General features: G+C 31.5%; 21 protein-coding genes and 2 tRNA genes. 11 read left to right on the top strand and 12 right to left on the bottom strand.

Annotation, left to right across the window (positions count from 1 at the left end):
* Nucleotides 1-130 precede the first annotated feature (130 nt).
* Nucleotides 131-868 (top strand): DUF2490 domain-containing protein, encoded by a 738-nt coding sequence (locus tag ACZ0AH_RS18700; RefSeq protein WP_463477285.1) that lies wholly within the window; start codon nucleotides 131-133, stop codon nucleotides 866-868.
* A 175-nt stretch (nucleotides 869-1,043) separates the two neighbouring features.
* On the opposite strand, the gene ACZ0AH_RS18705 is transcribed toward ACZ0AH_RS18700, so the two are convergent.
* From ACZ0AH_RS18705 to era, 3 genes are all read right to left on the bottom strand, one after another.
* The gene (locus ACZ0AH_RS18705) at nucleotides 1,044-3,800 is read right to left on the bottom strand and encodes an outer membrane beta-barrel protein (RefSeq protein WP_463477286.1); all 2,757 of its coding nucleotides are present in this window, start codon (nucleotides 3,798-3,800) and stop codon (nucleotides 1,044-1,046) included.
* A 393-nt stretch (nucleotides 3,801-4,193) separates the two neighbouring features.
* A complete protein-coding gene (gene der, locus ACZ0AH_RS18710) occupies nucleotides 4,194-5,504 on the bottom strand; it encodes a ribosome biogenesis GTPase Der (protein WP_463477287.1) in 1,311 nt (436 codons plus the stop codon).
* 398 nt (nucleotides 5,505-5,902) lie between these two features.
* On the bottom strand, nucleotides 5,903-6,784 hold the full coding sequence (gene era, locus ACZ0AH_RS18715; protein ID WP_056194996.1) for a GTPase Era: 882 nt from the start codon (nucleotides 6,782-6,784) through the stop codon (nucleotides 5,903-5,905).
* A gap of 116 nt (nucleotides 6,785-6,900) precedes the next feature.
* On the opposite strand from era, the gene ACZ0AH_RS18720 reads away from it, so the two are divergent.
* A tRNA-Met gene (locus tag ACZ0AH_RS18720) sits at nucleotides 6,901-6,973 on the top strand.
* Nucleotides 6,974-7,170: 197 nt separating this feature from the next.
* On the opposite strand, the gene ACZ0AH_RS18725 is transcribed toward ACZ0AH_RS18720, so the two are convergent.
* The 5 genes from ACZ0AH_RS18725 to ACZ0AH_RS18745 all read right to left on the bottom strand — a co-directional run bounded on the left by ACZ0AH_RS18725 (nucleotide 7,171) and on the right by ACZ0AH_RS18745 (nucleotide 11,453).
* The gene (locus ACZ0AH_RS18725) at nucleotides 7,171-7,719 is read right to left on the bottom strand and encodes a hypothetical protein (protein WP_463477288.1); all 549 of its coding nucleotides are present in this window, start codon (nucleotides 7,717-7,719) and stop codon (nucleotides 7,171-7,173) included.
* 179 nt (nucleotides 7,720-7,898) lie between these two features.
* Complete coding sequence (locus ACZ0AH_RS18730) at nucleotides 7,899-8,390, bottom strand: DUF695 domain-containing protein (RefSeq protein WP_463477289.1); 492 nt, start codon at nucleotides 8,388-8,390, stop codon at nucleotides 7,899-7,901.
* A 174-nt stretch (nucleotides 8,391-8,564) separates the two neighbouring features.
* Nucleotides 8,565-8,933, bottom strand: a complete 369-nt coding sequence (locus ACZ0AH_RS18735) for a hypothetical protein (protein ID WP_463477290.1) — start codon at nucleotides 8,931-8,933, stop codon at nucleotides 8,565-8,567.
* Nucleotides 8,934-9,094: 161 nt separating this feature from the next.
* A complete protein-coding gene (locus ACZ0AH_RS18740) occupies nucleotides 9,095-9,772 on the bottom strand; it encodes a DUF4844 domain-containing protein (RefSeq protein ID WP_463477291.1) in 678 nt (225 codons plus the stop codon).
* A gap of 292 nt (nucleotides 9,773-10,064) precedes the next feature.
* Nucleotides 10,065-11,453: a serine hydrolase gene (locus ACZ0AH_RS18745; RefSeq protein ID WP_463477292.1), complete on the bottom strand. Its 1,389-nt coding sequence runs from the start codon at nucleotides 11,451-11,453 to the stop codon at nucleotides 10,065-10,067.
* 226 nt (nucleotides 11,454-11,679) lie between these two features.
* Between ACZ0AH_RS18745 and ACZ0AH_RS18750 the strand changes: the two genes are divergently transcribed.
* The gene (locus ACZ0AH_RS18750; protein WP_463477293.1) at nucleotides 11,680-12,084 is read left to right on the top strand and encodes a helix-turn-helix domain-containing protein; all 405 of its coding nucleotides are present in this window, start codon (nucleotides 11,680-11,682) and stop codon (nucleotides 12,082-12,084) included.
* Nucleotides 12,085-12,261: 177 nt separating this feature from the next.
* Here the strand turns inward: ACZ0AH_RS18750 and ACZ0AH_RS18755 are convergent, their stop codons facing one another.
* A complete protein-coding gene (locus ACZ0AH_RS18755; RefSeq protein ID WP_463477294.1) occupies nucleotides 12,262-12,969 on the bottom strand; it encodes a DUF6090 family protein in 708 nt (235 codons plus the stop codon).
* 265 nt (nucleotides 12,970-13,234) lie between these two features.
* On the opposite strand from ACZ0AH_RS18755, the gene ACZ0AH_RS18760 reads away from it, so the two are divergent.
* The 4 genes from ACZ0AH_RS18760 (at nucleotide 13,235) to ACZ0AH_RS18775 (ending at nucleotide 15,748) form a co-directional block, all read left to right on the top strand.
* The gene (locus ACZ0AH_RS18760; RefSeq protein WP_463477295.1) at nucleotides 13,235-13,930 is read left to right on the top strand and encodes a pseudouridine synthase; all 696 of its coding nucleotides are present in this window, start codon (nucleotides 13,235-13,237) and stop codon (nucleotides 13,928-13,930) included.
* A 181-nt stretch (nucleotides 13,931-14,111) separates the two neighbouring features.
* Nucleotides 14,112-14,966, top strand: coding sequence for an SPFH domain-containing protein (locus ACZ0AH_RS18765; protein WP_463477296.1), 855 nt, complete (start codon nucleotides 14,112-14,114; stop codon nucleotides 14,964-14,966).
* A gap of 4 nt (nucleotides 14,967-14,970) precedes the next feature.
* Nucleotides 14,971-15,141 (top strand): type II toxin-antitoxin system antitoxin, encoded by a 171-nt coding sequence (locus ACZ0AH_RS18770; protein ID WP_089352030.1) that lies wholly within the window; start codon nucleotides 14,971-14,973, stop codon nucleotides 15,139-15,141.
* 208 nt (nucleotides 15,142-15,349) lie between these two features.
* Nucleotides 15,350-15,748, top strand: coding sequence for a lipocalin family protein (locus tag ACZ0AH_RS18775; RefSeq protein ID WP_463477297.1), 399 nt, complete (start codon nucleotides 15,350-15,352; stop codon nucleotides 15,746-15,748).
* Nucleotides 15,749-15,827: 79 nt separating this feature from the next.
* Here ACZ0AH_RS18775 and ACZ0AH_RS18780 read toward each other — a convergent pair whose 3' ends face one another.
* Nucleotides 15,828-16,286, bottom strand: a complete 459-nt coding sequence (locus ACZ0AH_RS18780; RefSeq protein ID WP_463477298.1) for an RNA methyltransferase — start codon at nucleotides 16,284-16,286, stop codon at nucleotides 15,828-15,830.
* A 104-nt stretch (nucleotides 16,287-16,390) separates the two neighbouring features.
* Nucleotides 16,391-16,735 carry a hypothetical protein gene (locus ACZ0AH_RS18785; protein WP_463477299.1) on the bottom strand — a complete coding sequence of 115 codons (345 nt, stop codon included), beginning with the start codon at nucleotides 16,733-16,735 and terminating at the stop codon, nucleotides 16,391-16,393.
* Between the two features lie 375 nt (nucleotides 16,736-17,110).
* Between ACZ0AH_RS18785 and ACZ0AH_RS18790 the strand changes: the two genes are divergently transcribed.
* Nucleotides 17,111-17,185: transfer RNA gene (locus ACZ0AH_RS18790), tRNA-Glu, on the top strand.
* A gap of 117 nt (nucleotides 17,186-17,302) precedes the next feature.
* A complete protein-coding gene (locus ACZ0AH_RS18795; protein ID WP_463477300.1) occupies nucleotides 17,303-17,986 on the top strand; it encodes a hypothetical protein in 684 nt (227 codons plus the stop codon).
* A 122-nt stretch (nucleotides 17,987-18,108) separates the two neighbouring features.
* On the opposite strand, the gene ACZ0AH_RS18800 is transcribed toward ACZ0AH_RS18795, so the two are convergent.
* Complete coding sequence (locus ACZ0AH_RS18800; protein WP_463477301.1) at nucleotides 18,109-18,285, bottom strand: hypothetical protein; 177 nt, start codon at nucleotides 18,283-18,285, stop codon at nucleotides 18,109-18,111.
* A gap of 668 nt (nucleotides 18,286-18,953) precedes the next feature.
* Here ACZ0AH_RS18800 and ACZ0AH_RS18805 point away from each other — a divergent pair.
* Nucleotides 18,954-20,048 carry an exopolyphosphatase gene (locus ACZ0AH_RS18805; RefSeq protein ID WP_463477302.1) on the top strand — a complete coding sequence of 365 codons (1,095 nt, stop codon included), beginning with the start codon at nucleotides 18,954-18,956 and terminating at the stop codon, nucleotides 20,046-20,048.
* A gap of 779 nt (nucleotides 20,049-20,827) precedes the next feature.
* On the top strand, nucleotides 20,828-21,367 hold the full coding sequence (locus tag ACZ0AH_RS18810) for a phage tail protein (protein WP_463477303.1): 540 nt from the start codon (nucleotides 20,828-20,830) through the stop codon (nucleotides 21,365-21,367).
* Nucleotides 21,368-21,389: the final 22 nt, after the last annotated feature.

A 21,389-nucleotide genomic window follows, 5' to 3' on the forward strand; every position in this document is an offset into this window, starting at 1 on the left:
AACTTACCTCGTTTTTTTATTGAGTATGAAATCACAAAATAAAATTTAAAACGAATTTAAAAATCAAGTCTACTTTCTTTAGATCTATTCTGATTTGTATATATTCGCAGCCTGAATTTATATGAATTAGATGAAATTTGTCAAATTATTGTTCTTATTCGGGTTTATAAGTCCTTTTTTATCGGCACAAAATCTCAAAAAAACAGATCAGCAAACCCTGACCTGGATTCGTTATTACAATATTTTACCGCTAACTGAAAAATGGGCGATTCATTCTGAATTTGATAATCGCAGTTTTCTAAATCCTGTTCATGAAAATCTATTTGTTATTCGATTTCAAGGAAGATATCGGGTTCATAAAAACATAGATTTAGGTGCTGGTTTTGCTTATTTCAATGTTAATACGCAAGATCCTAAATTTGATCCTGATTATTCTATTCCGGAATACCGAATTCAACAAGATGTTACTTTTATAAATGATATTGCCAAAATAACTTTTCACAACCGTTTTCAGCTCGAAGAACGTTTTACACAAAAAGCAACTAAAACCGAATTATTGGATGATTTTTATTTTGCATACCGATTCCGTTATAGATTACAATCGACTTTTGATCTTTGGAAAAAAGACAAACAAAGCTTAAAAGGAACAATTTCTGATGAAGTTATGTTCAATTTTGGAAAAGACAACAAAAGAAATACTTTCGATCAAAACCGACTTTATCTTGCATTACGTTATCATTTTAATCCGAATATTGGACTAGAACTAGGTTATCTGAAAAGTTTTCAGAGAAGATCCAGCGGAGTTGATTTTTATGATCGGGATATTATCAGGTTTACTGTTTATCATAGAATTGACAGGAAAATATGAGAATGAGATAATGTGTCAATTTGATAATTTGATAATGCGAGGAATAAAAATCAAATTTCAATAATGGAAATTTTAAATAAAAAATCGCAAATTCTAAATAAAAAAAGACGCACTGTTGTGCGCCTCTACAAAACCTTTGTCGCTCAGAACCTTTGAATTCCTGAGCCTTAAACCTTTATTCTCCTCTTTGTCTTCTTTTCCCGCCTTTATCATTTGCAGCAAAATTTCCGATTTTATAGGCTACTGAAAACATTACATAACGTTTAAGAACGGTATTTTCTTCGTCACGAATTGAAGTTGCCGATATTGTTCTTGTTGCACTTTGATTTTGATTTAAAACATCATACACTTTTATTTTTGCATAGACTTTTTTGTCAAAAAAACCATAAGACAAACTGGTATTCCAGAGATAAAAATCTTTCTTGAAATCGCTCGAAATATTCGAATTATAAGTATATCCAAAATCATTTCCGAAAATGAAATTTAACGGCCAATAACTTGTTGTCTGTAAATTGATTCTGTGCACAACATTTGAAGTCGCATCACGTGTATAATTTTCATATTTGGTTTCATTATACGATAAACTATAAGACGGCGAAATAGACAATAATTCTCCGTATTCATACGTTAAATAAACTCTTGGCGTAACAGCTGTTGATTTTGCGTTGTATAAAACGGCATTAGTAAAGCCTTTATCAAAAGAATAACTTCCGTTAATTCCTAAACCATATCTTAGCGTATGTGCGTCTCTTTTAAGCGATTGATTCCAATTTCCTCCAATAGATGCAATGTACGTTCCTGATATATTGGCGTAAGTTGTCGTTCTTTTTCCGCTATCGTCGTAAATTGAAGTCGAAACTACATCATTATTATAATAATCAGCTTTGATAAACATGCTGTAACCGGAACGTGTACGGAAATCAAAGTTTTTAAAATCTATTCCTGCACTATTCTTCTCGATCGGATTTAGGTTTGGATTTCCAATTACGGTATTCAAAGGATTCATCAAATTCAAAACCGGCAATAACTGAGTCGCACTCGGAAGCGCATTCGAATAATCGTATCTAAAACTTAAATTTTTCGATCGGCTAAACTTATACCTCATTTGCGCACTTGCAAAAGGCAACGCATACTTTTTATTCAAATCCGTCGAATTTCCTAAATATAATGAGTGATTATCATAATCAATAATTGCTGTTTTTGTGTTTAAATTAATCGTGTATTTACTTTTTTGCAAAGTAATTCCCATTTTGGGACTAATCGTATTTTGTGTCGAAGAAATATAATTCGTCAAAGATTCATTTAAATCTGAATATGAAGCTGTCGCGGCGTCAAAATTGTACGTTTTTTGATCATTTACTGTTTTTGCCCAATCAAAATCAGAACCAAATCTAATTCTCAACGAATCTGTTATAGGTTCTGTATATTCAATATCAGCCGAATAAGTATCTGAACTTGTATTATTTTTACTGTTTTGATTTCTTAAATCATTCGGTTTATCATCCTGATAAAAAATAGTTTCGGACAAATTAAAGCCATTTACATCCGTTCGTGTATTATTATTATCGAAAACGAAACTTAGATTACGTGACTTTTTTTCGAAAGCTTTATTGAAATTAATGCTATTAGAAAAGTTAGTACTTGTATTTTCATTTTTTGATTGTGAAGTACTTTCGTTTAAAGCATTTCCGCTTTCATCTTCAGAAGCGGTAGAAGATTCTGAAGTACTATTTGATCTCGTTTGATTGAATTTTGGCGTAATAAAAAGTCGTGTACTTGGATTAATTTTATATTCTAATTCCAGGTTTACCTTGTTTCCGGTAGTTTCATTTCTCGTTTTAGAATCAGATGCCGTCAGGATATTTCCCGTTGGAAGAAAATTAATCTGATTCGATTTACTGTCATTATTATTAATCGTATTCGAAAAATTATAACTGCTCGTAACGTCAAAATCTTTTGTCCACGCATCAGAATAATTGATTCCTGCCAAATTAGATTGCGTGATTCCTTTGCCTCCGCCAGAACTTTGAGCACTTGTTTTGCTATTTCTTCCTCCGCCCATGCTATCAAAAACATCATCCATAGAAAATCCTGTAGAATTGATATTATTTGATGAAGCCAGAATGCTTATTTTCTGCTGGTCTTTAAAAAAATTCATAATCAGACTGCTTTCGTATCGATCATCAGAACCATATCCGCCAAGGACTTTCCCAAAGAAACCTTTATTTTTCTTTTCGTCAATTGTTAGGTTTATACTCGAATAATCAGAAGTTGATTCTTGTTTGGCGAGTTCTTCTTTTTTGGTTTTATAATCAGAAACCTGAACTTTTTTTATAATTTCTGCCGGTAAATTCTTCAAAAGCAAAGCTCCGTCTTTATCAAAAAATGTTTTTCCGTTGACTAAAAATTGCGTTACTTCCCTTCCGTTTACGGTCACTTTTCCGTCATTATCAACATCAACGCCAGGCAATTGTTTCAATAAAGCTTCGACATTTGCATCCGGACGAACTTTGTACGAAGAAGCATTAAATTCTAAAGTATCTTTTTTAATTGTAATTGGCGGCGCTTCGGTTTTAATAACCACATTATCTAGCGCATTTACACTTTCTAACAAATATAATTTGCCAAAATCCTTGCTTTCCAAAATGCCTTTTTGCTGTTCTTCAACCAAAGGCTGATACCCCATATAATTTACTTTCAGAAAAACAGGTTTGTCTATTTTTTTTGTATTTATCCTAAAAGCGCCGTTTTTATCGGTAGTTGCATATTCTATAACTGTAGAATCTTTTACAGTCGAAAAATAAACAGTCGCCATTTCCAGAGGCAATTGGGTATTGATATCGATGATGGTTCCTTTAATAACAATATCGTTTTGAGCACTAGCCGAATAACCAAAAATTATAAGCAGTAAAAAAAGGTATAGTTTAGACATAAATAGCATTTTAAGTACATAAGACTTTAGAAAATATAAAAGGTTTAATCTATTTTATTACTATTTATCTTCTTTATTGTCTCTCATAAACAATCAGAAGTCAAAAAAGGGGAAAAACACCCTTTTAAAAACAGTATTTACCCTCGTAGCTATTTCGTTAAAATATAAAATCTTTGCGTCAGAAAATTTAAAAATCATTTACTAGTGCTTAACTTGCAGTTTGCACTTAAATATAAAGCAGTCATACGGTCGAAGGAGATATTTTATTACGTGGGGATAATAAATTACTCTTCCGGCTGTTGACAAAAAACAGCAGATTCATCATCTTACAAACAAAAAAAACGCAACATTTCAAAATCCGAAATATTGCGTTTTTATTATTGTAAAAGAATTTTATTTCTCTCTAATATAAATATCAATTGGAACTCCTGAAAAATCCCAATTTTCTCTAATTTTATTTTCCAGATAACGTTTGTAAGGTTCTTTAACGTATTGTGGCATATTGGCAAAAAACACAAACTGAGGCGTTAATGTTGGCAATTGCATACAATATTTAATTTTCACATATTTACCTTTTGTTGCCGGTGGCGGATAAGCTTCGATTACCTTCAACATAAATTCGTTGAATTTAGAAGTTGGGATTCTTTGCTTTCTATTTTCAAAAACTGTAACCGTAGCTTCCAGTGCTTTTAACAAACGTTGTTTCGTTAACGCCGAAACGAACAAAATTGGCACATCTGTAAAAGGCATTAATTCTTCTCTAATTTTAGCTTCATAATCACGAGTCGACATGGTATCTTTTTCAACCAAATCCCATTTGTTTACTAAGATTACAACACCTTTACGGTTTTTCTCAGCCAGCCAAAAAATACTTTGATCCTGACCTTCAAATCCACGGGTTGCATCAATAATCAGGATACAAATATCTGCATGCTCAATCGCACGAACAGAACGCATTACAGAATAAAATTCTAAATCTTCCTTAACCTTAGCTTTACGACGGATTCCCGCAGTATCAACCAGGTTAAATTCAAAACCAAAACGGTCAAATTTTGTATCAATTGCATCACGGGTAGTTCCTGCAATATCTGTAACCATGAAACGTTCTTTACCAATTAAGGCATTGATAAAACTTGATTTTCCGGCATTTGGACGTCCTACAACAGCAAAACGTGGCAAAACTACTTCTTCCTGAACAGGTTCGGGTTTCACCGGAAAAGACTCAATTAGAGCATCCAATAAATCTCCAGTTCCACTTCCGGATATACTTGCAAACGTAAAATATTCTCCTAAACCAAGGTTATAAAATTCAAGCGCATCTTTCTCACGCATTGCATTATCTACCTTATTTACAGCCAATAAAACTGGTTTTGTCACCTTACGCAATAAACGCGCAACAACATCATCCATTGGTGTAATTCCTTCCTCAACATCAACCACAAAAATAATAACATCTGCCTCATCGATAGCAAGCTCCACTTGTTTACGAATTTCACCTTCAAATACGTCATCAGATCCGCGCACATATCCGCCGGTATCAATTACAGAAAACTCTTTTCCGTTCCACTCGCTTTTACCGTAGTTTCTATCTCTGGTAACTCCAGAAACCGAATCTACAATAGCTTCTCTTCTTTGTATCAGCCTATTAAAAAGGGTTGATTTCCCCACATTAGGTCTTCCTACTATCGCAACAATGTTATTCATTTTTTTGAATTTTTGATTTTAGACCTTAGATTTCAGATTTTTAGTTTCCTAAAAACCTAACCTCTTGAAATCCAAAATGCTTTATTTTAATTTTTTGCAAAGGTAGTTAAAAAAAGTTGCTGAGTTGCTAAGTTTCTAAGTACCTAAGTTTTTTATTATTTTTCCTGTTATATTAAGGAGCTGTTTCCCGCTGTCCTTCCAATCTTTTGTGCCTCCCGAAGCCTCGGGACCGGCATAAAAGGATTTTCTCCCCGAAACTTCGGGACTATCGGGGCTAGGAATTAAAAGTATCAAGAACTTTTCGGTAATCATTTTACATTTCACCTGAAACTTCAAAACTTAACCGTTCCAATTTCGCATTTCAAACCTGAAACCTGAAACTTGAAACAAACAAAACTTTATTGATTATACCCGAAACGTTTCAACATATTCGCGTTGCTTCTCCAGTTTTTGTTCACTTTAACAACTAGTTCAATGTGAATTTGTTTCCCGAAGAATTTCTCTAAATCAGCACGCGCATCGGTTCCTACTTTTTTAAGAGCTGCACCTTTATGTCCGATGATGATCCCTTTTTGGGTTTCACGTTCTACCATAATTATAGAACGGATTCTGATAATTTTTTCATCTTCAAAAAATTCCTCCGTCACAATTTCAACTGCATACGGAATCTCTTTGCTGTAATTCAACAAGATTTTTTCACGAATAGTTTCGTTTACGAAAAAACGTTCCGGTTTATCTGTTAACTGATCTTTTGGATAATATGCCGGAGATTCTGGCAATAATTCGATGATTCTCCCGAAAACTTCTGGTACATTAAAGTTCTGTAAAGCCGAGATTGGGAAAATTTCAGCATTTGGCACTTTTGCAGTCCAGAATGCTACTTGTTCCTCTAATTGCTCCTGATTTGAGTTATCTATTTTATTCAACAATAACAAAACCGGAATTTTAGCGTGGATAATTTTATTAAAGAAAGCTTCGTCTTTTAAGTCCTGCTCCCCTATTTCGACCATGTAAACCAGAATATCAGCATCTTCAAAAGCCGATTTTACGAAGTTCATCATCGACTCCTGCATTTCATAAGCTGGTTTGATGATCCCGGGAGTATCCGATAATATAAGTTGAAAATCTTCGCCATTCACGATTCCAAGAATACGGTGACGAGTTGTTTGTGCTTTTGATGTAATGATCGATAATCTTTCTCCAACAAAGGCGTTCATCAACGTTGATTTTCCAACGTTTGGATTCCCGATGATGTTTACAAAACCTGCTTTATGTGACATTTGCATATTATTTATTTTGCAAAGGTAGTCATATCAACTCAATACAGAAAATAAAACATTTTTTAAAGTTTTCGTTGGATTTCTCAAAAAACGGCGTATCTTTGCACCCGAAACATCGCGGGATAGAGCAGTAGGCAGCTCGTCGGGCTCATAACCCGAAGGTCACAGGTTCGAGTCCTGTTCCCGCTACTAAGAGAAACACCACTTAAAAAAGTTGGTGTTTTTTCATTTTAAAACATAAGCTGTCGGGCTCATATCCGCCACGGCGGACACAGGTTCGAGTCCTGTTCCCGCTACTAAGACGAAAAGCTTCAGAGAAATCTGGAGCTTTTTTTATGAAATAAATTTCAGTTCGTCGGGCTTATATCCGCGGCGGCGGACACAGGTTAGGTTTTCAATAACTCTTCTTTTAAGTTTCCATTTTTATATGCTTCCAAATAAGTTTGGGTTTCTGTACTCAAGGTAATTTTGTTTTCAGGCTTTGTGGCGTATGTTAGGAATATTTTGGCACCTTCAAGTTGTACTTCTCGGACATCATCTTGGTCTTTATAAATTTGCCCTTTGACAGGAGTATTTTTTAGCAACCTTTGATTTGATTCTTTTTGATGCAAAATATAGTTAATCATTGAGATAATATAAAGGAATTTTTGATTCTTATCTTTACTTAATGTTTGATGAAATTTTGTGCCGATCGGTATTCCAAACCAAGTTTCTCTATCCATCCAAAAAGCAACTATTTTAGAAGCACCAATAAATTCCGGGTTTTTTACATCAAGAGTGTTACTTAAAATATAATCGGTTGCTTGAAGTAATAAACTCTCGTAATTTTTAAAATCAGGGTTTGTTTCTTTTACCATTTCATCATTCGCTTTTTCGAATTGTGGATAGCAAAAAAATGGAACGAGTATAAGTAATAGTAAGGTTATTTTTTTCATATAAATTTTAAGGTTAAATGCTCACGGCTGACGCATAACGTTCCGGTAATACAGCGGTTTGAAACTAAATTAAGTCTATTCTTTGGATTTACCAAATCTCCCAAATGCAAAACCAACTTTCCATTAAGCTCAATGCCCAAATCCGTTGTAGTGGCTGTTATAGGTAGCTTTTTTGGTTTTTACATATTAAAGTATGTTTCAACTTTTCCCCAGGTTGGATCTTGTTTTATTTTGTATCCAAATCCTCTTAATTGACCTTCTTTGTTAACTTGTGTTTGCAGGTATTTATTAACTTCTTCTGGATTATTTAAATAAATAAAACAATCTAGAAAATTGTCGTTGTAAATGTGTCCGATATAGTGAGCAATTTCAATTTTTTGAATTTCTTTTAAAAGTTTATTTTCAAGTTTACTTGCAATTTTTCTTTCACTTTCTATTGGTAGAGTATTTTCTGTACAATTTTCGATTTTCAAAGCTATATTGATTTCCAAGCACCAAGGATATTTTGCCTTTTCAATGAAATTTTTATAAGCAAAATCAATCGAGCCGAGCATCGAGCTCCCGTCTTGATAATCAGCTTCAATTACATAGAAATTATCTTTAGAGAGAAAATTTTCGTTCTTCTTTTGCTCATTTTTATTTCCAAATAACTTAGATAGGAAAGCTGTCATGTTTTTTCTTTTATGTCTATTTTTTCTAAAGTTGCCTATAACGTTCTGGTACGACTGCGGGTTTGGGATTAAATTAAGCCTATTCTTCGGATTTGAAAATCATTCAAATACAAAACCAACTTTCCATTAAGCCAATTGCCCAAATCCGTTGTAGTAGCTGTTAGGCGATTCTTTTTAAAGTCTTTTCATTAAAAACTCTCCTAAACCCATTTTTAAAATCATTTCGTCTTGGGTTAACTTTATAATTTTAAAAATCATTTTGTCTTTTCCGACTATCGCAATTATTGAGTTTTGATCCTTTGCTAAAGACCATTTTCCATTTGAAATTTCTCCCATACCAAACCAAATGAATTCTTCATTGCTCTTGAATTCGTATGTCATCTTATTAATAACCTGTTCCTTTAAAGTTTTTCTACCAAGCTCATCAACTTCTTTATTTAATGCTTCTTTAAATACCCATTTTCCTAGGATTAATTTGGAGTTCTGTGATTGTGCACATAAAGAAATGAATAGAATAAAAGTTATTACAAGATTTTTTTGCATGTTTTTATTTTGATTTTTTTGTTAAAATATTACCTAACGTTCTCGTACTACAACGAATTTGGCACTAAATTAATCCCATTATTCGGATTCGCCAAATCATCTCACATACACAACCAACTTTCCATTGAGCATCATCTCCAAATCCGTTGTAGAAGCTGTATTCAGTTGCCTTTATTCTCGTTTTTTAATTGTTCTAATCTCTGTAAAGCTTTCGGTAAATCATATTCCTCTTTTGGCAACTCTTCTATTAGTTCATAATTTAGGAATCTATATCTTTTTATTCCACAACCTTTATCGAGAATATTGAGTTCAGAACATTTTACACATTTAATTATGTCAAACTCAAAACTAGGAATGTCATTATCTCGTTCCAAAATAAAAGTTTCCAATTGAGTTTCGCATTTTTGGCATTCTATGGAAAGAATTTCATGTCTTTTTCTTTCTTCTGCTAATATTTTTTTCGAAGCTTTTTTAACAGCCTTCTCATGGTCATAATCCTCAATTCCGTATATCCAAAAGTTTAATTTTTCATTAATATTCCGAATATTTAAAATTTTCGCAATCTCAGCAAAATAATCCACAACAAATTCTCTTTCTTCTGTATCTAATTCGTCAGATTTAATTTCCTTGAAATAGCGTTCAAATATGTTCTCAATTTCTTTATCCGATTTTTTTGTATTATTTGCAGAAATTAAATTCGTTAGTAAATCATTAAAAGAATTTTCAAGTGTAATGCATAGACTTTTTTCTGAAGGATTCAATCCACGATTTTTCCATTCTTCGCTCGAGAATTTTTCTGTGCTTTTTAATTTTTCTAATGCTAAAATCGTATTATTCACTATCGTTTCTTTAAGGTTAACTGGTAACGTTCTGGCGCTTGGCGAGGTTAGGGAATAAAGATGCGAGATTTTTCGTTAAACACAAATTTTCCAAATACAAACCATCTTTAAATTAAGCCTAAAACCCCAATCTCCGCTGTGCGAAGTTTGCCGACTTCGTACCCGTTCCAATATTCTATATTGATTGTTACTAGTTTTATAGACTTCTCTTTGTCGATTCTCCTTACGGATGCGAAGTCAAGAGACATTCGCACAGCGTTTCCTAAGAACTCTTCGGAGAACAGGGCAGTTTTTATTTCGTGCGTTTTGCTTCTATCTTCTTTCCATTCTGTAATAAAAACAAATTTGAAATTTCTCCTTTTTCGTTCTTTTCAAACTGAATTTGTGCATCTACTACTTTGTAGAAAAATAACATTTCACTTTCTACAAATATCGGGAACACATTTTGTCCTGTCAATTGTGAAAAAAGCTGGTCTTTATCTAATGAAATTTTGATTTCATAATCTTTTTCAACTGCATAAGTCCCAACAAACTTTTGAAGTTCTTCAGTTGTAATCATAATTTCTTTTCTGATTTTTTGCACAGGCAATGGTTTATTATATAGAATATTTCTAATTGCTTTAGAAGGAATTGTAACGTTGTTGTGATTTTGAAGTATTATTATTGTTTTATCATTTGTAATATGTCTATCGATAAAAGTTACATAACCTGGCCAACCCCCATCATGGTTTGCAATTTTTCCAAAATCAGCATTGTTTTCAATTCCCCAACCAAAACCATAATTTCTTTTAGCTCCGTCTTTCAAAGTTGCTAATTCAAAAATTGATTTCATTCCCTCTTTTGTGAGTAATTTATTGGTATATAATGCTCTATCCCAAATCAATAAATCGTTTACAGTTGAATTAACTGTTCCGTCTCCAACAATACCATCAAGCCAAATAACCATTTTAGTTTCTTCCAAATCGTCTGGTAAAACATATTTTTTCAAACTATCTGAGTAAACATAACCAAAAGCATAATTGTCAATTTTCTTTGGCGATAATCTACGAGTGTAAACAAAGGTGTTTTTCATTTTCAACGGTTGGAAAATAGCTGTTTTTAGATAGTCAGCGTATGTCATACCCGATGCTTTCTCAATTATTGATGCCAATAGTGCATAGCCCGTATTGCTATATTCCCATTTAGTATTTGGCTCAAATACTATTTTTGGTTGATGTTTACTAAATATATTAATAATGTCTTTGTTAGTGGCAATTTTAGATTTGTCAAATAAACTATCCATAAGCTGCATATAGTCTGGTAGACCTCCAGTATGATTTAATAAGTTTCTTATAGTTATACCTTTATAAAAAGAAAGTTCTGGTAAGTATTTCCTGATGTCATCGTCCAAATTCAACTTTCCTTTTTCTTTAAGTATCATTATCCCCATAGCTGTGAACTGCTTTGAACAAGATGCCAATTCAAAAATCGAATTTTCGTTCAATTTATCTTTTGTTGTTTCGTTTGCAAGTCCAAAACTACGGTTATAAATAACTTTCCCTTTTTCTGCAATTAGAAAATTTCCATTGATTTTCTCTTTTGAATAAAGAGAATTGAGTAAACTGTCAATTTTTTGAATTCTGTCTTGTCCAAATGTAAGATGTGCAATTAAAAAAAGTCCGATTGTAATTATTAATTTCATTTTTTTATTTCTTGTTAATTAAAGTAGGGAGATGTCTCGCAAAGTTACCACCAACTTATTTATATATGTGACAAAACCACACAAAGCCATCCAAATTTAGACAGCTATGTATGATAAATTTCATACATTATCTATCTTTCAAATATATATTTTTTTATCTTTGAAATTCATTTTTTTTCAGCCAAATGGCTTTATCTTTGAGTCTTTAGAAAAATTGATCATCATTATGGAACAGAAAATACATCAGGGAAGAAACGTTAAACGTTTTAGAGAAATGCTTGGCATCAAACAAGAAGCATTGGCTTTTGATCTGGGAAATGACTGGAATCAAAAGAAAATTTCTATGCTGGAGCAAAAAGATGTAATTGAAGATGATATTCTTAATCAAATCTCGGAGGCATTAAAAATTCCCGTGGAAGCTTTTCAGAATTTTGACGAAGAGCAAGCAATAAATATTATTTCGAATACTTTTGGAGATAATGCTTGTGTTGGAAATCCTAATTCTACATTCAACTTCAATCCTATTGAAGAATTAAAAAAACTTCACGAAGAAAAGATTGCTTTGTTTGAGCGTATGCTGAAAGAAAAAGATGAAATGATGGCAAGGCTTGAAAAATTAATCAATAAATAATTTCGGAATCATTCTTATTTATATATGGAAATATTGAATTAAGAAATAATCATTTATAAAAACATCAAAAAAAAGCTTCAGATTTCTCTGAAGCTTTTTGTTTATTGTGGCTGTAATTCTTTTTCTAATTCACTTTGTGTTACACAAAAGGATTCGTGCGAGATCAGGCGTCAGCTTTTATTTATTCAGCTCTTTATCAATTGCTTTAATAAGTTCAATTGCTAATGGTTTTGTGTTTTCGTCATAAACCCTTATATTGTTATTACCTAGTCTGACAAGAAATTCGATTGTCTTTTTAAATTTTGGGTCCGAATATAATTTCTCTTCAGGTTTATCTGCGTTTTCTATCATTTTGTCAAAACACTTAAACAAAAAATCAGTATACATTTTATCAACTTCGTTAATTGCCGGTACATATATTTGGTAATACTCTAAGATTTTCTGTTTTAATTTTTCGTCTTCAATGTAGCCAATTTTACCACTTGACTTAAAACCTTCATAATTACCAATACTCATTATTTGTCCATGTGAATAAATTGGGAAATTAACCTTATTTTTAGTCTTAGAAATACTGTCAAGCTGGAGATTCGTTAGTGCTAAAATTTTTTCATAGCCTATATTTGAATTTTCGTATGCTTTCTTTTCAATTTCAATTCTTTTTATATCATTTTGCAAATCATGTTTTAAATTAGCAAGAAATACAGATACTTCTTCTTGTTGATGTCTGTGTTCACTCCAACTGTGTAATCCTATTGAAAGCGTTACTGCAAAAACGATTATAAATATTTCAATAATGATTTCTTTCACTTTATCTCCCAATGTATGTTCTGAATTTTTCACAGCTTTGTAAATTTTTTGAGTATGTTTTTGTACTTCTTCTTGCATGTTGTTTAGGTTAAAATATTCTATTAATTTGTCTGTATATTGGTTTTACAAATGGTATATAACTTATTTATGCGTGTGACAAAAACCACACAAAACGCCCTAAATCAGGATAGATACGTGTGATAAGTATTACACATTATTTATTTTCAAATATATAATTTTTCAATTATAAATCATCATAAGTACTTTTATTAAAAAAAGAAAAGTACAGAAACAAATAAGTAATAAAAGTGATTTTAATCGTAATCTCTTTTACTTTTGCCCAATGTTAGAAATTCTTTACCAGGACGAATATATTATCGCAATTAATAAACCAAGCGGGTTGTTGGTGCACAAATCATTTTATGCCCGAGATGCAAAAGTTTATGCTATTCAGGAATTGAGAAATCAAATTGGCCAACACGTTTATCCTGTTCATCGCTTAGACCGCAAAACATCCGGCGTCTTGTTATTTGCTTTGGATACAGCTGTTTTGAAAATTATGAATGATCGTTTTGCCACACGCGAAGTCGAAAAAAAATATTTAGCAATTTTACGCGGCTGGTCGCCGCAAGAACTCACAATTGATTATGATTTAACCAATGATGATGACATTACACAAAATGCAATAACATACTTTCATCGTTTGCAAAATGCCGAAGTTGAGTTAGAATTTAACAATCGACCAACGTCACGATATTGTTTGGTAGAAGCGATTCCTGAAACTGGACGCATGCATCAATTACGAAAACATTTCAAACATATTTTTCATCCCATTTTAGGAAGTCGTCCGCATGGTTGTAACAAACAAAATAAATTATGGCTGGAGAATTATGACCTGAAAGGAATGATGCTTCATGCACATCAGTTAATTTTTAATCATCCAATAAAAAATGAACAACTAATCCTGAACGCAAAGATTAATGAAGAGTTTAGCAGAGTTGGTACTATTCTTAATCTGGATTTGAGCAAGTATCAATAATAATGTCAAGTTTAATTACTTATTATTCTTCAACTTCTTTCATTCATAAAATGTTCCGAAAATGTCCCGTTAGGGATCTACCATTCTTTCATTTATAAATTATAGCTGTAAAAATGTTTTAGCATTAAAAAATTACATATCTTTATGATATCAATTTAATATCATTTAAATATTAATTATTATGAAAACAGAAAAAGTTTTAATACCCTTTAATGGCTATTTGGCTATTGTTATTTTATTACTATCGATCGCGGTAGCATCTTATGGTTTTATCTCAAACAACCTGATATTAGCAGTAGTTTCACTTCTGCTATTTGTTATTTTAGCAAAGGGTTTTATTGTAATAGGTCCCAATAGTTCTAAAGTTCTATTACTATTTGGAGATTATAAAGGAAGTATTAAACAAAGTGGTTTGTTTTGGGTAAATCCTTTTTATAGTACAACTAGTTTATCTTTGCGTGCAAGAAACTTCGAAAGCGAAAAAATTAAGGTTAACGATAAAATGGGGAATCCTATTTTAATTAGCGTTATATTAGTTTGGAAAGTTAAAGACACATTTAAGGCTACGTTTGAAGTTGATAACTATGAGGGATTCATTAGAATCCAAACCGATTCGGCTGTTAGAAAACTTGCAGGTTCTTTTCCATACGATCATTTTGAAGATGAAAGAGCAACGGTAACATTAAGTACTAATTTTGATGACGTTAATATAGCGCTTGAACACGAAGTTACGCAACGATTAGAAATTGCAGGAATAGAAGTAATAGAGTCAAGAATTGGATATCTGGCCTATGCTCCCGAAATTGCCCATTCGATGTTACGACGACAACAAGCATCAGCTGTTGTTGCTGCACGTCATAAAATTGTAGAAGGCGCCGTTGGTATGGTCGAAAGTGCTCTAAAACTATTAGCAGATAAAGAAATTATAGAATTTGATGAAGATAGAAAAGCAACAATGGTAAGTAATTTAATGGTAGTTCTTTGTGGAGATAGTGAAACTAAACCTGTAATAAATACCGGTACTTTAAATCAATAAAAAGATGTCTGAAAAAAAGTCATTTGCATTAAGAATTGATTCAGAAACGATGAAAGCAATTGAAAAATGGGCTAATGATGAATTTCGTAGTGTCAATGGCCAGATTGAATGGATGCTTAATAATAGTCTAAAGAATGCGAAAAGATTAAAGGAAAAAAACGAACAAAAAAAATAAACCATATAATGATTCTGTAAACAAGAACTGCAGTCAAGTTTAAATCATTTACTTAATACCCTACTCTAATAAGCTTCGGAGAAATCTGGAGCTTTTATTGTCTATATTTTAGAGTTATAAAACAAATTAAATCGAACATTTTTAAAGTTACACGCAACCTTTTGCATAATTTGAAATCTCTTTATTATAACTAAAAACCTAATAAATTATGAAAAAGAGTATTATTCTTTTAATGCTAATTGGCCTTTTTGTTTCTTGTAATAATGATGAGCAGGAGAAATCTTCAACTGAGTTGATAGGAACCTGGAAACTGACTGAGGTTTTGGCTGATCCGGGTAATGGCAGCGGGAGTTTTAAAGCTGTGGAAAGCAATAAAACTATTGAGTTTAAAAGCAACGGAACTATAGTAACAAATACTTCTTTATGTGATCCGTATTCAGATGAAATAAAAAGTTCCGGAAGTTTTAATCTCGCTACTAATTCTATAACCACTAATTGTCAGAACCCAAATATTGCAACAATATCTTTTGAGTTGAAAGACAATTATCTGATTTTACATTTTTTATCTAATGAAGGTTATTCGCAAAAATTTCAAAGAAGTAATTGAAAAATTGCGTGTTGAAAAAACAAAACAAAGCTTCGGAGAAATCTGGAGCTTTTTTTGATTTTGCTATTTTGAAATTCTTTTAAGATCGCGGTTTAGGCAAATTTCTATCGTACATGATAATAGTTCCTGCAACAGCTACATTCAGGCTTTTTACCGATTTAAATTTTACTAAATGATGGCATTTATCCATTACTTTTTTGGATAAACCATGATCTTCTGCTCCCAATAAATAAACACAACGTCTTGGATGCTCAAAGGTTTCTAAATCAGCAGCTTTTTCATCTAATTCGACACCAACTAATCGTGCTCCTTTAGGCAGGTTTTCGAAAAAAGCTTCAAAAGTATCATAATGAAAATAAGGAATTGCTTTTACCGCATCATGAGTATCAGAGGCTTGTTTGGCATATCGATTACCAATGGTAAAAATAAAAGTAGCGCCTAAATTTTGAGCGGACCTCCATAAAACACCCAAATTTTCAGGCGTTTTACCATTTTGTATTCCGATTCCAAAATATTCATTTATAAAATTATCATTCATAACGCAAAAGTACAAACTGTAAATACATAAATCAATTTTTATTGAGTTGAAAGAAGGATCTGATCTTGAATATTTCGTATATAATTTAAAAACCTCGATAGCAATTATTTATCTCTAATATTATTAGAAGCTGCAATAACCAACTCATTAATTTCACCTAACAACTCAAACTCATCCGAAGGAAATAATTGAAGCGCAACTTCTAAAATAAGACTCACATTAATAGATGGATTCCTGACCGTTTCTGAAATTTTGGGCGCTTCATGATCGAGTGCCAAAATACACAATTTAAGCATATTGGTAATTAGAAGACTAAGCTCATAATAATTTACTAATTTGATTTCGGCAGTATAAAATTCTGTTTTATTGTTTGGAACTTTTAAAGTATTTAAATCCTGGCTCATTAATTTTTTAAGATACTCAATGTTTTTATTTTCTTTTGTTTCCATATAATCTATTTTAAATTAATTCTTACTTTATGATAATTCAAATTTGATCATATCTTTATAAAAAACGGTTATCTTATATGATAACCTAAAAAATAAAATTGATTGTTATAATCTTTGATAATGAAAAAATCAAAAGAATATTCTTTCAAAACAAATAATTTTTAATTTTATTGAAAGTTGTATTTTTAATATACAAGGAGAAAAAATCCTTTTTTGTATAAAAACAAGCATTTATTAATCAAACAAATACATCTAGATTAATCCAATTTTTTTTGGATTAATTATTTCTAAATAGAATATTTTCAGAAGAATTAAACAAAAATATTTTTGTGTATTTTAAAATTATTTGCATTTTTGCACCCGCATTAGAAAAATGGCCCGTTCGTCTATCGGTTAGGACGCATGGTTTTCATCCATGTAAGAGCGGTTCGATTCCGCTACGGGCTACCAGCATAAAGCTTCAGAGAAATCTGGAGCTTTTTTTGTTTAAATGACACAATTCTTTTACTATATTTGAAAAGAACAAACAGAGTTTTTTTTACATACTGACGCTAGCTTTCACTAAGCATGACAAATCAAGATTTCAAATCACTTACACTTTATGATTTTTCGGTAGATTGGAATCAAGGTAATTTTGACACTAAGAATATTAATAAACCTATTACTGATTTAACTTTCGAAGATATTAATTGGTGTTTAAGAAAAAGACGCTATTTAGACCAAATTATCGCTATTACAATACAAAGAATAGAGAATGATTGGGAGAAAATAAATATTTTTTATCCAACAACTTTATGTCAATGGTATGATGATGCAATGAAAGAAATTGTAACCATACCTTTTGATTTTTGGCAATCAAGAATTACAACTTTTCATAAAATCCAAAAAATTATTGTTTCGTCAACAAAACGTAAAATTGAAATTGAACAAACAATAATTGATCTTTTTATTAATCATCAACCAACTGCAATAAGTTGGACAAAAAAAGATTCTCATGATTTTGAATTAAATCTCATCTATGCGCAACAAAGAGATTTAGGAGGAAACTTAATTCAGGCATACAATCAAATAAAAAGAGTAAAATATGCCTTAATGCATGGACAATCTGTATTTATTGAGCAGGAATATAAATCAATTTCAGATGACGGAGAATTATACACCTTTTTGCGTGATGAATACACCGGATTTGAAGAATTTATTGAAGAAGATATTATTGAGCAATTAAAGAAAGAAAAATTAATTGGTTTTTAAATATCTTTAAGTTTTACCGTTTTACAAAATCTTCCTTTCAAAAAAAATGCGCAAAGTTCTAAAGAGACATTTGCGCAACTTTTATCTGAATTCTCCTGAGGGTAGAGAATTTAAAATTCGTATTAAAAACAGCCTTGACCAATCAATCTGCAAATTCCTTCCGGACTTCCGGCATAACAACAGTAATTACCTGGTTTTGGACAAACACCATCAACACAAGCCAAACCGCCTTTGATGCTTTTTTTTTCGTTTTTGGTTAATTCTGTGGCTCCTTCTAGGTTTAAAATGTTTTTTATCATAATATAAAGTTTTAAAAATTAATTAAGACCTCAATCAATTAAAGACACTTGAGATTATGTCTATGCAAATGGATTTTTTATATATTTTATCGATCTTGTTTTTAAATTTTTAATTTCCGGGAGATCGAAAGAATGTCTTAATTCGTATGAATTAACTCAAAGATAAGCATCTTTTCTTACAAATAAATATTGATTTTGTAAAGATATTAACAAAAGAATGTTTCTAACTTATTAATGAAGAATGACTTACAATATACACTTATGTATTTTTATCAGGTTTTGGCAATAGCTTTTAGCTTGTAATTTTATATTTTTTGACTAATTTATAGCACTACAAGCTCTTCTGAGTATTTTGAATATGATTTTTACAAAATAAGAACCATTTGCAGTTTGCATAAATAGTTGATTATTTTATTTCTTTTAAAAATCGATTAAACCTTCTTTTTCAACACGTTAGAATACAAAATTAATATTATTAATTCCGAAACATTATCTTAATAATTAAATAACATATTTTATTAAAAACTGACTTTATGTTATTAAATGTTTTTATAAATTTGCAATCTTGTATCGAAACCCGTTATTTTCAATTCAAAATTATGATTTTCATATAATTACCATAAAAGTTTTATCCAAAATAAATATATTCTAACTACAATTAAATCCAAATGTTTAAAAAACACAAATCCCAAATTCTATTTTTTATTCTTTTAAATCTATTTTTCTCCATTAATTCCTTTGCTCAAAAAAATGTTTATGCCGGAATTGAAATCGGACGCAGAGCCATAAAAACTTCGGTTCTGGAAGTTGACAATATCAAGAAAGCAGATTATAAGATTCTGTATTTTTCGAATGACAGAATTAGTCTTGCCGATCATATCACTGCAACCGGCGAGGTTCCTCAGGACGATATCGACAAAGTGAGTGCAATAATTGTGGATCAGCTGAAGAAAATAAAAGAGCAATTTAAAATTCAAGAAGGAAACATATTTATAGTTGCTGCTCCTGTTTTTTCGTCTGCCCGAAACATTGATGTTTTGAAAAATAAAATTACTACGCAGACTACTAAAACTTTTGATGTAATTAATGTTGATGAGGAAGCTAAAATGCTGGTTAAAGGCGCCATTCCTCCTGTTGATTATTATAACGGTTTATTGCTTGACATTGGTGCGCAAACCACTAAAGGCGGATATATTGATGAACTTGACGACAATAAATTAGAGTTTGTGCCTCTTGAACTTGATTTTGGTACAATGACGCTTACTGATGCCGTAAAAAAGACGGTTGCAAATCCAAACCAGGTTAATGATATGTCAACTTATCAGGAAAAATCTTTTGATTTTACTACGGTTCTGCGTAAGAAGATTAAAGATATGCTTGACGCAAATCCTCTTTTATTAAAAAAAGAAAAAATCTATTTATCAGGAGGAGCTGTATGGGCTTTTGCAACATTATATTATGATGAAAATCTTAAAGATCATTATATTCCTTTCAACTTAGAAGATGTTATTAATTATGATGCGATCCTAAAAAACAATTTTATCAAGTTTACTGCTCTTTCTAAAACCAATAAAGAAGCTGCGAGAGTTTTAAGTACGTATGACCAAACATACCTTATTTCGGCAAATAATATATTGGCAAATTTTCTGGAAAGCATTCCAAATGTAGAGACAAAGAAAATATATTTTGTTAAGGACGGGCAAGTAACATGGCTAATGTCATACATCGCAGATCGTTCTAAAAAGGTAAACACTAAATTTTAAAATAACTGCTCATATAAAATTCGATTTAATTACAAACCTTATATAACTAAAGCTTCAGAGAAATCTGAAGCTTTTTTTGTTTCCGGCAGTTTCCATTTTCATTATTGGTCAGAAATCTACTTTCTCCTACTTTACATCATAACTTTAAACATAGAAAAATGCTAAATCTGGCATTAAAAAGTGACATTATTATTAATACAGAATAAGAATTTACTTTAAAATACTGTCTATCCGATATTTATGTCATATTTTTTCTATAAATTTAATATCTCAATCAAAAGGCTGACTTCCATTACAGGCTTGCAAATAAACCAATCATAATTTTTTAAATACAGTTCGCTCTATTTTGATTGATAAGATCAAAGCTTATTTTTAGAAATAATCGATCAAAATTAATGTGACACGAAAAAGCGATTTTATGACATGAAAAAACTGTTCTGTAACATATTTTTCTTTCAACTATCGCTATAAACTTAATTTTAAAACTGATTTAAGGATATAATAATCAGAAAAAGAAGTTTAAAAGAAAAAACTCAATGCGTTAAAAATGATGCTGCTTTGGTTTTTTACCAAAGTACTAAATGTTCGAAGATTTTTACTTTCGATAGTTTCTGTTTCATCGTCTAAATTATAGTATAGCCATCAAAAACAGGTAAAAACACTTGCTTCTGAGATACTTATATAAAGTACTTTAGCACGGTATTAAAACTGTTATAACCTAAAAACAGATTTAATACACAAACAACTATTAACAAATAACTCTTAAAAACTAACAACTTATGGATGGAACAGTAGGAGAAATCCGCCTCTTTGCAGCAGGATTTATGCCCAAAAATTGGTCATATTGTAATGGGTCATTAATTGCAATTAGAAGTAACACCGCACTATTTTCTATTTTAGGAACTGTGTATGGTGGTGATGGTAAAACGACATTTGGTTTACCAAATCTTGCCGGACGTGTAGCGTTAGGCGCTGGCCAGGGACCTGGCTTATCTTATTATGCTGCAGGAGACATGAGCGGTGCAAACAGTGTTACATTAACAATTGCAGAAATTCCTCCTCATATTCACACTGCAAGTGCAACTGTTACGGTTCCTGCTTATTCAGACGAAGGGGACACAAACGTTCCAACCGGAAATGTTCTTGCTGCTAAATCAACTATGTATAGTACTGCAGGTGGAGATACAAATTTGAAACCAGCATCTTTTAACGTGACAACTGGTGTTTTCGGTAATGGTCAGCCATTATCTCTTAATCAGCCTTCATTAGGTATGAATTACATTATCTGTATGTTTGGGACTTTTCCTCAACGCCAGTAACTCATCTAACTACATTTTTTAA

Source organism: Flavobacterium sp. AC105, from assembly GCF_979258495.1.